This is a genomic window from Fuerstiella marisgermanici (assembly GCF_001983935.1).
Taxonomy (GTDB): Bacteria; Planctomycetota; Planctomycetia; order Planctomycetales; family Planctomycetaceae; genus Fuerstiella; species Fuerstiella marisgermanici.
Genome location: NZ_CP017641.1, coordinates 386368 through 399081, shown reverse-complemented (window position 1 = coordinate 399081; position 12714 = coordinate 386368). Strand labels below are relative to the sequence as shown.

Sequence of the window (12714 nt, the reverse complement as noted above, 5' to 3'; positions counted from 1 at the left end):
GGCAACGTTGTCGGAGATACACTTTTTGCGTACCAGTCGCTATGGTTATAGGCCTCTGTCTTTGACCACAAGGATTCCTCAAACATGACCACCGCCATCGCCCATTCCTTTACCATCCCTCCGCAAACTTTGAAGAAGAACCACCAGCCAAACCGGAAAAATCCTATGCGACGAACCCTCTACGCGTTCCTGGCAAGTCTTGCGTTTTTCTGCGCGGCCGGGATGTTGTCTTCCACTGCTGCCGACGAACCAAAGCCGTGGAAGTACGCACCGGACCAGCTGAAACCGTTTTGGAAATCGGATGTGGTTCATCGCGAATCCGTTTTGTTCGTGCGTGACAAGGCGACCGGGGTCGCTTCAGCATCTGTGCTGTTTCCGATCGAAAAAATTATTTCCGTGGAAGATTCCACCGGGACGATTGTCTACACAGCAGGCGACGACTTCAGCCACGTGCCTGGCTCTCGTGAGATCTCAGTACCAGCCAATTCACGAATCGTGACAAAGACAGCGGCCGACCTACGACGACCAGCGAATTCGCAGCGGCACCGCCTGACTCATCGCGACGGCAACGGAGAAATTTTGTTCGGGGCGAAGCTGGAATATCACAACATGCAGACATGGATCACATACTCAAAAGCCAAAGACGACTGGCCGGTCGCCATGCCTTCATTTAATCCGGCGGCGCTGCCACGAACGCTTGATCGCCTTAAGAAAGGGGAATCGATTTCGATCGTGTTGTTGGGCGACAGCATTTCCACCGGATGCAACGCGTCAGCCTGGGGCGGTGGCGCGCCGTTCCAGCCGGCCTATCAGGATCTGCTGAAGCAGCACCTCGCAACGCACTACGACACTACCGTGACGCTCACAAACCTGTCAGTTGGTGGAACCTCGACGCCGTGGGGTGTGGAGCAGATCCCGGAAGTTGTGAAAGCAAAACCAGACTTGATCTTACTGGCCTTCGGCATGAACGATTCTGCCGGCCGGTCGCCGGAAGAATACGGCAAGAACATTTCGCGCATGATTTCGACGGCACGTGAGACGATACCGAACGCTGAATTCATTCTGATCGCACCAATGCTGGGCAATCGCGACTGGACCGTTTTGAAGCATGACGTGTTCCCGAAGTATCGTGATCAGCTCGCATCGCTGTGCAAACCTGGCATCGCGCTTGCCGATTTGACGTCCGTCTGGCACGAGTTTCTGGAGCGTAAGAAGGATCACGACTTGACAGGCAACGGAGTCAACCATCCCAACGATTTCGGCCATCGTGTCTACGCACAAGTGCTATCGGCGCTGCTGGTGGATGAAACTCAAGAGTGATGACCAACCATCAGCTCCGTAAGCCGTTACGATCGGCGGTGAAATGGTTGCGAACTTTCCAAGTGGTCGCCAAACGCGGTCGACGCCAGTCACGCGAGGCCCACAAGATTCCGAGAGCGTTTCAAGTCAGCCACACGACGAATGAACAGCTCACGTCCCCGGGAGACAGCGCGCTGTCGTTGGATTCTTCACAGTCCAGCAGGTTCCACTTCCAGGATGTGGGATAATAGAATGATCGCCCAACGGCCAACGCGGGTTTCTGGAAGTTGCGGCCTGATTGCTGAGTTGGTGGAATGGGGTTTTGGCGAGTCGATCTGATCGACTCTGGATTGATCGAGCTTCGATGCCTGAAGACTACGAATTTGTTATCAACGGCTTGATCGCCGGAGTCATCGCGTCGCTGGCGTGTGGACTTGGCGCGCTGCCGCTGCTGATTCCTCAGCTTAAAGTCAAAGACCGCATCCATCTGGGCTACGGCTTTGCGGGCGGACTCATGTTTGCAGCATCGGTTTACAATCTGTTGCTGCCCGCCATCGATCAGGGAACCTCAGGAGCGATGCAGCTGTGGCCCGTCAGCAACGATTTGTTCGGCCTGTTGCTGGGCTGTGTCTTTATCTGGATGGTCGAACGCTATGTCACTCCCAAGCGCCTGAAGAATTCAATGTTACTCAAGCCGTTCGGTTCCCGGATGGAAACGCTGGTATTCGTGGCCATGTTTTTCCATTCCATCCCTGAAGGAGTCGCCGTCGGTGTAGGGTACGGTGCCGAAACGCACGGTGTCGAATTTTCAGGGCTCGGCTTTTCGATCGCTCTCGCCATTGCGATTCACAACATCCCGGAAGGACTAGCCGTTGATTTGCCGATGCGTGCCGGCGGAGCATCCGTTTGGAAGTGCTTCTGGTTTGCTGTCCTGACCAGCCTGCCGCAACCTTTGGCGGCCGTGCCCGCCAGCATGCTGGTGTGGCTGTTTGAACCACTCATGCTGCCGCTACTGGGGTTTGCTGCCGGAGCGATGATGTTTCTGGTGATTGATGAACTGATTCCCGAAGCTCTGGAAACCGGAAACCATACTGCAATCACCTGGTGCTTCATGTTTGGATTCAGCCTGATGCTGTTGGTGCAGATTGTGCTGTAGAAAACGCCTGCGCTGCCCGAGCTTTCGCCCAGTTCATATTCACACAGCTCACGGGTGCCAGCCAATGAGTGGGCGCAACGCTTTAGGCGTCTGATGTTCTGCACGATTCAAAGCGAATCAAGAACCGGCTGGCAGTTCGCTTACCGCGAATTTCGCTGACTTGTGGCCGCGTATTAGGCGTTTCAGACGATGAAGGCTGTTTCCCACGAGCCCGCCCCGTCCACAGCGGAAAGGGAAACTGCTTTAGTGTCGTGCGGGCATGGGGTCGATTGTTTCGCCGTTGTCGATTTCAACACGACAGTCCGGCAGGCTTTTCAGGAACAGGCGGCCGTAGTACTTCGTCAGAATGCGAGGATCCAGAATGACGACTCGGCCGGTATCGTTCCGAGAACGGATCAGACGGCCGAAGCCCTGCTTTAGTTTGATGATCGCTTCCGGGACCTGGTATTCCTGAAACGGATTTCCCCCTCGCGCCTTAATCGCGTCGACTCGAGCTTCCAGCAGCGGATGATCGGGAACACTAAACGGAAGCCGCGTGATGATCACGTTTTGAAGGTCGTCGCCCGGCACGTCCACTCCCTGCCAGAAACTATCTGTGCCAAACAGAACAGCTCGATCATCTTTGCGGAAGCGTTCAAGCATCGCAGATCGAGGCATTCCTTTGCCCTGGCTGTATAGCGTGAGATCGTGCTCCGACAGCCAGCCTTGCAGGCGTTCCGCGCAGAATTGCATCATGCCGTAGCTGGTAAACAGGACGAACGCGCGGCCTTCGGTTTCCAGCAGATGCCGTTGAATTCGCTTGCAGCATTCCTGTTGAAAGTCGCGATTGTTCGCGGACGGATCGGGCATGTTGGCCGACAGAATTAACCGCGCCTGTTGCTGGTAGTCAAACGGACTGCCCTGGCGATCATCTTTGCCGTCCGTAAGCCCGATACGGTTGCGAAAGAACTGAAAGTCCTCCGTGCCGATTGCGAGCGTGGCGCTGGTCATCACCACCGTCGAATTTTGGTTGAACAGCACGTCCTTCAGAATTGGCCCGACTTCAACCGGAGCACTCATAAGGCTGATCCGCTGTTTTTGAGCCCCCGAACGCTCGATCCAGTACACGGACGCTTCTTCGCGTTGATCGCACCACGACGTCAGGTTGTCGGCCAAAGCGGTGCAACGTTCAGCTGCCGACTTGAGCTCAACCTGATCGCTTTCATTTTTTATTTGATCGGCCTTGCGTTCCAGCTTTGTCGCCAGTTCGTACAGTGCCGGAGTCACATCGTTCGACAGGTCTGGTTTGCGATCGAGCCGCCCGTTGCTGCGGCCGAATCGTCGCGACCAATCGTCAATGCGATAGAAGAACTCCTTGTTCAACCGACGGAGGTGCTGAACATTGCGTTGAGCGTCTTCCATCTTGTGAGCGATCAGAATCCCTCGCTGACTGCGGTCGTTGTACAGCTTATTCAGCATGTATTCGATCTGCCCTTCGGACAGTTTTAGACCCAGGTGATCGGCCGCCACGGCCTCGGCGGTGTGAGCTTCGTCAAAGATGACGGTGTCGTAGTCGGGAAGAATGGAAGCTCCCTGACGCCGCAGACCAAGGTCTGAGAAAAACAGGGCGTGGTTAACCACCAGCACGTCAGCATTCCAGACTCGACGCCGCGCTTTGTAATAAAAGCAATCGTCGTGGTAAGGGCACCTCTTCCGCATGCAGTCGCCATGATCGCTGGCCACTTCGTCCCAGACCTGAGGCAAGGGGCGGAAGTTCAGATCGGATCGGCTGCCGTCGGTGGTGGTCGACGTCCAGTCGTAGATCTGGCTTAGCTGGCGTTGGCCGTCCATTTCGAACAGCATTTGCTGAGACGCTCGCTGAACGGCTTTCCCGGCTCGACGCATGCTGATGTAGTTGCCGCGGCCCTTGACCAGCACGGCCGAAAACTCCACCGGCAGAACGGCCTGCAGAAACGGAATGTCGTTGGTGATGAGCTGTTCCTGCAAACTGATCGTGTGCGTAGACACGATGATCTTTTTCGCCTTTGCGTCTTTGTCGCGCCGCTGCCTGGCAGCGAGAATGGCGGGCACCAGATAGGCGAAGCTCTTACCTACACCGGTGCCGGCTTCCGCAACAAGATGGTGCTTGTTGGCGATGGCTTCTTCGACAGAACATGCCAACGCGAGTTGTTCGGGACGCACTTCGTAGCTTTTAAGTCGCTTCGCAATGCTCCCGTCCGGGCCCAGTACCTGAGCGGTTGAAACGGGCTTATCGGTCATGCGTCACGCACCCTGAGTTTCGGATTCCATTCGCCAGGTGCCGAAGCTATCGACTGTGCCAGCAGATGGAGTGCGGTGAATCATGGCAAAAGCCACGTCATCCGAAAGTGGGGAGTCCCCGCGAAAATCGTTGAGTAAACGTCTTAGCTTTGATTCGAACACGCTGCGGTGCCCGGCGGCTGCTTCTGCCACAAGTTCCAACTTGCGTGCCCGGCTCAACAAGTAGCCGTCAGGAGATTTCAGTTTCCACACGCCGTCCGTCATGATCAAAATGACATCGTTATCGTACAACTGAAGTTCGGCTTCGCTATAGGCATCGCGGGCGATCCCCAATGGCGGCCCGCTGATTTCGTCGCTGTGGATTTCCTTCAATTCGCCCTTGTGAATCATCAGCAGCGGGCAATCGCCAGCAATGGAAATGCTGACAGATGAACGCTCCGGATCCATGATCATCACGCCGACAGAGACCCCTTTCGGAACTCCGCTGACTCGTTCCAGCAGGCTTTTTTGAGCACTCTGGATGGCTCGCGCCGCAGAGCCGGTCTCGTTGATTGCCCCCGTTAAAAGACGCAGCAACAACGCCATCAGACCAGCCGCTTCCGGTCCTCGCCCTGGCACGTCAAGAACCAGACACGCTATTCGCCCGTCCGGCAGTCTGACGTAGTCGATCAAATCGGCCGCCACATCCGGCGCTGTGATTACAGCGTGAGCGATACGATAACCGTGCACTTCCGGCGGTGCTGACGGAGACAACTGATTGCAGAGGCGAATCGCGTCGGCTGTGCCTCGTTCCAGTAGCAACTGCTGCAGTTTTTTCTGAGACGACGCTGCGTGCTCGTATGCGAAGGCAATGACGTGGTTCAAAACGACAAGCTGCTCAAGATCATCGCTGTTCAGCGAACGACGGTGGTTGGACGTGTCCAGTTGAATGGCTCCGAAACTGGTTCCCTCCTCGCCAATCAGCGGAGCCGCCAAAATGGTTCGCACGCTTCCGTCTCGCAATTCGGTGCTACTGGCTTCATCACTCTTCCAATGTTCGACGTATAGCAGTGCTTCTGCGTTTCGAATGGCGGATCGCACAACGGGCAGACAAACCTCGACCGGCTGATCGCTTTTCCGTGCTGCGGCCGCAACAACTTTGATGCCCGTGTTGTTAACGTCGTTCTGGACGGCCGCAATACGTTCTGCTGCGGGAAAGACGTTAAACAAGACCGCCATAGCGTGAGAAATGACGTCCTCAGGGTCGGCTGTGCGACGCAACGAATGCAACAACAGAAGAAGATTGTTCAGCTTCTGAGTCGCCTTGTTTGTCACCGGCCAGGCGGAGCCACCGTCGGCAATTTGAACGCGGCTGACCAGCTTCGTGTCTCGAATCGGGTCCGTGCCCAATTCTTCGTTGGAAATCCTGTCGCCCGTGGTGACCGCTTTTCGGCGCACGGAGTCCTGGTGGTCATCAGATTCTGAATCCGGAACGCTGACAACTCGTGGCTGACTGCCCCAGCTCCCCGATTCTTCCGTGGGAACTTCGTGCTGTTGAAACGTAAACGGCAGTGTTGACACTTCGACCTGATCGCCATCAAACAGCCGCTTACGACCAACAATGACCGTACCGTTGACCATGGTCCCGTTCCGGCTGCCCAGGTCTTCAATGAAGTAATTCCCGTCCTCGCAATCAATCTGCGCATGGCGACGGCTGACGGCAGGCGACTCGACAACGACATCACAGTCTTCGTGCCGACCTATGACCGTCGTGTTATTTGTAACCGGGAAGGCCGGAAGCGGGGGAGTCCCGAAGATTTGCTGAAGTAAGGCCATTTTCCGATCAGAATAGAACGTACAAAACTGTAAGAGTTCCCGATTGCGGTCGTAGAAACACAGTGTACCGTGTGCCTGCACCGCGATACAGCGTTCCAGACAGCGATTTCCAGGCACGGAAATTCACCGTTGTCCGACGCGTTTGTGAAGCATGACGACTCACATCACTGGAATTCTGATTAAAAAGACGGACTTTTTCGAAAGCTGAACTTCGTTGAAGTCAGTCGTCGCAGACTATCGCAAACTAACGCTTCACCCCGCCAAACTTCTCAGCCCCGCCTTCCATCATGACCGAAAACGCAATTCTGGTTCTGTTTCTCGTGCTTCCGACGCTGCTGTTCTTCGGCGCCCGGCGGTTTTTCCGTACGACGAAGCCGAAAATGGGCAATCAGAAAACCGCGGCTTTGCTGATTGGGGGAATTTGGATTGTCGGGTTCCTCGCGTCTGCAGGGCTGCTGGCGGGCGAAGTCTACTACCGGTACGTCTACGATCAGGCAGACACAGTGGGAATGTGTAAGGCGACCGCCCGCTGGTTTGAACGCCATTTTCAAACGAACAATGGGGGATTCCGTGACGAGCATGCATACGAACCCAGTGTCAGCCCTGGTCATCGCCGCATAAGCCTGCTCGGAGATTCATACACCGCCGGTCAGGGCATTAGCGACATCAATGATCGATTCGTCGGCGAACTCGCGAATCGACGGCCGGATCAGGAAGTCCATGCGCTGGCCATCTGCGGGTGGAGTACGTCTGAACAATTGAAACTCACCTACTACATGCCGCAGGCTGAACAAAGCTACGATCTTGACGTCGCAGTGCTGGTCTACAACTTTGACGACATATCGGATATCGCTCCCGAATGGGATGCTGAGCTGACAAAAGCCTTCGAAGGCGTTGGCGATGAGGGGCTGACACGAAACAGCTACTTGATCGACACTCTAACTGTGCGGCCAAAGGTTGCTCGGCTTCCGCAGCTTATTGAAAACAAAAAACTGATTCACGACGCCTACAGCGGAGCAACCTGGGAACGACAAAAGGGGCGTTTGACCAGCCTGCAGGAATCGATGACGTCGCAAGGCGGGAAATTTCACGTGATGACTTTCCCCGTCATGCATGCGTTGGGACCAGACTATCCTTATCGCGAAGAGCACGAAAAGCTGGCGGCGTTTTGGAGGGAACTGGGCGTCCCACATCTGGATCTGTTGGATGTGTTTGAAGGCCATACTGCAGAGGACCTGACGTTGGCTCCGTATGACTCGCACCCCAACCAAAAGGCTCACGAACTTGCCGCCGCTGCGCTGGACGAATTTCTGGGCGACCTTGAGTAGCCTCAACGATTTTGCCTAACCCGCAAAGTTTTCCGTACCAGAAAAACTGCGACGACACGCATAGCTGAAGCGACCGGCGCAAGTGGATCGTCATAATCGTTACCGCTGGTAATCGCGGAACTGTCCGCAACTTCCGCAGGCTCGATATTCGATGAGTACAGTCGAACGAGGCAGGTGCCTCAATCCGTTAGAGCGGTCTATAAGAATCGCTCGGCTAACACTGTGCGAACAAGGCTCAAGAGTGGCCAGGTTCGGCAGTGTGCGCAGCCAGCGGACCATCATCGACACCTTTTCGAGCCGTCTTCATGCTGGAAATGCAAACACAACATCAACAGCAACTTTGGGTGCTGCAGCGTCTTCACAGAATTTGTGAGGCCACTCGTGAAGCAGCATCCACCGAACCGTGCCTGGAACAGTACGAGCAGCAGGTTCGGCTAATGATGGACGAAGCCGTCAGCGACGCGGCCGCAGAGTGGATACGGATTATTGTGCAAAGCCTTCGTACCGGCCGCCGCTTCCGGCCTCAGGAGTACATGCGAGCGGCCTAGACGCCGTCGTTTTGCTGCCGGGCGATGACACCCACATCATGCAACTTTAAGAAAAGTCAAAAGAATCAAAATTCTGCTCAAGATCTGCCGTGAGGGAGTCCGATTAGGAGGACAAGGAAGATTTTACGTACCAAATCTGTCTTCGCACCCCTTCCACTCGCGCGACAGAAGCAGGAATCTGAACTGATGAAACGCTCAACTGTACTCACCGTCTTAACGCTCGCAATGGCCTTCTCGTCGGCGTCCACGGCGAAGGCATGTTGCTATATTCCGTGGCTTGACCCGTTCGCATGGCTCGGCTTTTACGGCTGCGGCTACGGTTGTGGTGGCGGGTACGGAGCATGGGGAGGCGGCTACGGCGGTGGATATGCCAGGTACGCTCCACCCGTTTACAACACCTACCAACCACAGGTTTACAGCGGATATGCTGCTCCACAGATGGCGTACCCTGTGGCTCCCGCGTCAGACTGCGGTTGCACCGGTTCGGCCGGCGTTGGCGTACCCCAAGTGCCTATGATGATCCAGCCACAGGCGATGGCTCCGACGATGCAGGCCGTTCAGGTGCCCGTCACGACGTACCGTGCTGTTACGCAATACGTGCCGCAAACCACCTACCAAACGCAATATCGCTATTCCACACAGCCATCCACAATGGCGTATACCACGCCGACGTACTCGGCAGGCGTGTATCCGGGAGCCACCTACAGCGCTGCACAGGCTCCTGTTTATTCTCAGCCCATGCTTCAGTCAGCTCCCAGCATCGCATCGCCAGCCCATTCGGGCGAATACATGGGCGAAGTCGAATACCCGACTCAGTCGTCGATGGCTCCCATCATTCCGAATTCACACTCCGGCACAACGCCGGTCCGAGCCGCCACCTACGGCGTCACACCGCGTGCCGCTCGCACGTTTCCGGCATCGATTCGCTAGAGCAGCTTGCCTAAACACGTGGGCTCGTGGGACCAGGCGATTTGCTGTCGAAGGCGGTTTGCCACGGCCACAGGTCAGCGTAACACGCTGTCGTCGCGAAGACATCGTGATCAGAGAAGGCGTCGCCTCGTTTGAGGCGACGCCTTTTTACGTTGGTGCTTTGAATTCGAACAATGAGAACACAAAGTGCACTAGTAGTGTGAACAGCGTTGACCAGAGAATTGTCTGAGTCACCCCGCGACTGATTTCCGGAGCCGATTGCTTCGGTGCCGAACCGCACTTCCAGGAGATCATGGCGATCCCCACGGCGCACGTGAGGAGCTTTCCAAACAGCCAGCCGGTGCCCTTGTAGAACACACCTGTCGGCAGACGCAGCTCTTTGTGAAAATGAGCGTCCCAGAACGCGATGCCTTCCCGCGCATGAGTTGACAGAAACGCGACGGCACTGGTAAGCGACGCGACGCCGTAGCTCAGAAACGTGAGCAACGGAACACCAATCAGAAACGCATAAAGAATCGGCGTCCGCACTGAACGTGACGGATTCATGCCAATAGTCTTCATCGCATCCAATTGGTTGCCGTACACCTTACTGCCAACGTCTGCCGCGACAGCGGCACCGGATCGAGCGGCAATCAGAATCGTACACAAAATCGGCACCAGAAACCGGTACAACGAAAAGCCGGTCGCATGCAGCAGATTTTCGATCAGCAACGGTTCTGTGTACTGGCGAAACGGCAGGTAACGGAAGATGAAGTCCTGCGCCACGAAGCCGATAATCATGCCGGCGATGGCGATGTAAAAGCAGGCCGACCAGCCGCAGACCAACTTGATGTAGTGCCACGTGATCCGGCTGCCCCAACGGAAACTCTTCCACCACGGGACCAACGCGACCGGCAGCAATAAAGCCTGTTCGACAAACTCACCGCATGCCGCCATCGCTCGACCAATTGCCTGAGTAGCTCTAGTCGTCGCCGAAGCAGGTCCGGCCGCTGAGCTTTCGACGCGTGGTGGATCGCCGAGCAGTTCCGGCAGCACGGACCATTGGTCTGGCTTGACTTCCTGCAGCGTTCGGTCGTGGTGGTTTAGCAGCACAACATGGTCAGCAATGCCTTTCAACGCTTCGAAATCGTGAGTCACAATAATGGACGTGCGCGTAAACTTTGTCTGCGTGTCTCGAATCAGTTCAGCCACTTGAGCAGCCGTGTTGGTGTCCAGGCCGGACGTAGGTTCGTCGTAGAGTACGACATCCGTTTCCATCCCAACGGCCCGTGCGATGGCAAGCCGTTGCTGCTGGCCGCCGCTTAATACTGACGTCGTCCGGTCTTCCGGCACTCCCAGTTCATTCAACAGCGCATGAGCTTTCTGATTGGCTTCGTTACGGCTGACGGTTGTCTGCGAAGAATGCTCAATCGCAATCTCAATATTCTCGATGGGCGTCAGTTCGTCAAAAAGGGCGAAGCTTTGAAAGACGACTGCGACCGGATGTTCAGCATGATTGCGAGCCTTGGTGTTGGCTTCGTCGCCGAAATTAATGTGTCCCGAATACCGAATCGCCGCGTGATGTTCATCGATCAACCCAGCCAGAATTCTCAACAACAGTGACTTGCCTACGCCGCTGCAACCCAGCACCAGTGTCAGCTTTCCAGCGGGAAAGGTCACGTTCGCATCATTTAGCAGCGGTTTTCCACCGGCGGATAGACTGAAAGCACGCAGCGTGATGGCTGTGCCTGCAGGAACTTCGCGCTGCTGTTGCCGATCAGAGTTGGACGCGGCCTTTGCGGCTTCATTTATATTAGACTCTGTCACTGTTCCACCGGCGTCAGAGGACTTTGTTCCGCACCACCAAAGCCCATGGGATAAACCATCGGTTCGCGCGCGACAACCACCGTCAACTGTCCGTGCGATTTCGAATCGACGTCCGTCGGCACAATCACAAACCAGCGGCGGTCCTTTTGCAGAATCTGCGATCGAAGAATGCGTGAGAACTCAGGCGTGATGCCTGTATCTCGCGAACCGAAAATCATATCGCCGATGTCACGCACCATCGGCTCCAGTCGTTCGCCAGCCAGTTTCATGGCCGACTTCGTTTCCTGAGCCTTAAGATGCAGTTCCAGCTCAGCCCGCAGCGTTTCATTTTCAACAACGGCTTCGCGCACCACTGACCAAACAACTTTGTGCAGCTCCGGATCTTCAGCCACACGCTTAAAGTTACGTTTCATCGCCGCTTTGATTTTGGGGTTGTCCATTGACCGCTTCACGATTGTCTCGGTCACGTCCATGAACTGGTCTGAGCGTGATCGCAGCTCAGGCAAAGCGACTTCGTCGACAAAGCGTTGAAATTCTTCTTTGACCGCATCCTTCGTCGGCAGCGGAGACTTGTCGTACAGGAACCGCCAGGCGAACGACCACAGGGAGACTCGCTTCCACAACGCTCGCCCCACTTCTTCGACCACCGGCAATGCTTCTTCTTCGACGATGGGAAGTATTTCGCTTTTCACCAGCGGCAACACCTCCGCCTTGATAATTTCCGTCTCGTAGCGATCAGCCAGCGACTGAAATTCGTCGCGGTGCTCCTTCAATATCGTCGGCAGCTCAGCCTCCACAGCCTTCATGGCGGTCCGAATCCCGTCTTTAATGACCGGCCGCATTTCGGTCATGATCACCACTTGATGCTGTTGCCATTCCGTCGCAATGAACTGAGCAATCTCCTTCTGCCGTTCGCGAGGAATCATCGTGCGCACGACCCAGTCCAGCGACATCGGAGTGGTGTGGTATTCCAGCCGGTAGTTCCCATCCAAAGCGTTTGTGGCGTCGTCATAAATAACAACCTCAAAGTCTTTTGCTGATCGCGGATCTTTACTAACGGAACCGTCGATATCTGTCAGCAGGCCAACCTGCCGAAACAGGCCGTCATCTGAAATCACGAAAATCGGATCGCCAATTTTGACCTGCAGGCTCACTTCGCTGACCGCCCGCAGCGATGAATTCTGGCCCGAAATCCATTGTCCGACCTGTCCCGTCAGCGATGCGACGCTGCTGGATTGAGCCGTCAGTTCCGCGCGCAGCACCAGCCACGTGGTGGCAGCAGCAACCAGCCAGAAGGTAACTCCCAAAATGACGTGACGTTTATTCATAGTGACGTGCCAAACGCGGAAACCAGCCCCGCCGCTGAAGTAGTGTAGCGCGTATCCCAGCAGGACAAGTCCTGATTGGCAATCGTGTGCGAAATTGAAGCTTTATCGCAAGCAAATGTGCGAGCAGGCGTCTCGCAAATCGCGAAAACCTGAGCCATGCCTTTTCCTGTCCCAAACATGGCTCAATTCGCGCACAGAGCACGTATTTCCTGAAATATTCCGGGCTGACTACAGGCGTGGATACC

General features: G+C 55.6%; 9 protein-coding genes. 5 read left to right on the top strand and 4 right to left on the bottom strand.

From position 1 onward, the window contains the following. Positions 1 to 165: 165 nt before the first annotated feature. On the top strand, positions 166 to 1320 hold the full coding sequence (locus tag Fuma_RS01350) for an SGNH/GDSL hydrolase family protein (RefSeq protein WP_077022546.1): 1155 nt from the start codon (positions 166 to 168) through the stop codon (positions 1318 to 1320). 301 nt (positions 1321 to 1621) lie between these two features. Continuing rightward, the gene (locus Fuma_RS01340; protein ID WP_077022544.1) at positions 1622 to 2455 is read left to right on the top strand and encodes a ZIP family metal transporter; all 834 of its coding nucleotides are present in this window, start codon (positions 1622 to 1624) and stop codon (positions 2453 to 2455) included. A gap of 243 nt (positions 2456 to 2698) precedes the next feature. Here the strand turns inward: Fuma_RS01340 and Fuma_RS01335 are convergent, their stop codons facing one another. Together Fuma_RS01335 and Fuma_RS01330 are read right to left on the bottom strand one after the other, a co-directional pair. Further along, positions 2699 to 4714 carry an ATP-dependent DNA helicase gene (locus tag Fuma_RS01335; protein WP_077022543.1) on the bottom strand — a complete coding sequence of 672 codons (2016 nt, stop codon included), beginning with the start codon at positions 4712 to 4714 and terminating at the stop codon, positions 2699 to 2701. Between the two features lie 3 nt (positions 4715 to 4717). Continuing rightward, positions 4718 to 6646, bottom strand: coding sequence for a SpoIIE family protein phosphatase (locus Fuma_RS01330; RefSeq protein ID WP_145943891.1), 1929 nt, complete (start codon positions 6644 to 6646; stop codon positions 4718 to 4720). A 170-nt stretch (positions 6647 to 6816) separates the two neighbouring features. Between Fuma_RS01330 and Fuma_RS01325 the strand changes: the two genes are divergently transcribed. The 3 genes from Fuma_RS01325 (at position 6817) to Fuma_RS01315 (ending at position 9335) form a co-directional block, all read left to right on the top strand. Beyond that, positions 6817 to 7857 carry an SGNH/GDSL hydrolase family protein gene (locus Fuma_RS01325; RefSeq protein WP_077022541.1) on the top strand — a complete coding sequence of 347 codons (1041 nt, stop codon included), beginning with the start codon at positions 6817 to 6819 and terminating at the stop codon, positions 7855 to 7857. Positions 7858 to 8162: 305 nt separating this feature from the next. Further along, on the top strand, positions 8163 to 8405 hold the full coding sequence (locus Fuma_RS01320; RefSeq protein ID WP_077022540.1) for a hypothetical protein: 243 nt from the start codon (positions 8163 to 8165) through the stop codon (positions 8403 to 8405). A gap of 186 nt (positions 8406 to 8591) precedes the next feature. Continuing rightward, on the top strand, positions 8592 to 9335 hold the full coding sequence (locus Fuma_RS01315) for a hypothetical protein (RefSeq protein ID WP_077022539.1): 744 nt from the start codon (positions 8592 to 8594) through the stop codon (positions 9333 to 9335). Positions 9336 to 9482: 147 nt separating this feature from the next. Here the strand turns inward: Fuma_RS01315 and Fuma_RS01310 are convergent, their stop codons facing one another. Further along, a complete protein-coding gene (locus Fuma_RS01310) occupies positions 9483 to 11141 on the bottom strand; it encodes an ATP-binding cassette domain-containing protein (protein ID WP_083731717.1) in 1659 nt (552 codons plus the stop codon). Continuing rightward, positions 11138 to 12469, bottom strand: a complete 1332-nt coding sequence (locus Fuma_RS01305) for a hypothetical protein (RefSeq protein WP_077022538.1) — start codon at positions 12467 to 12469, stop codon at positions 11138 to 11140. Before Fuma_RS01305 ends, Fuma_RS01310 begins: the two co-directional genes overlap by 4 nt. Between the last annotated feature and the right edge of the window lie 245 nt (positions 12470 to 12714).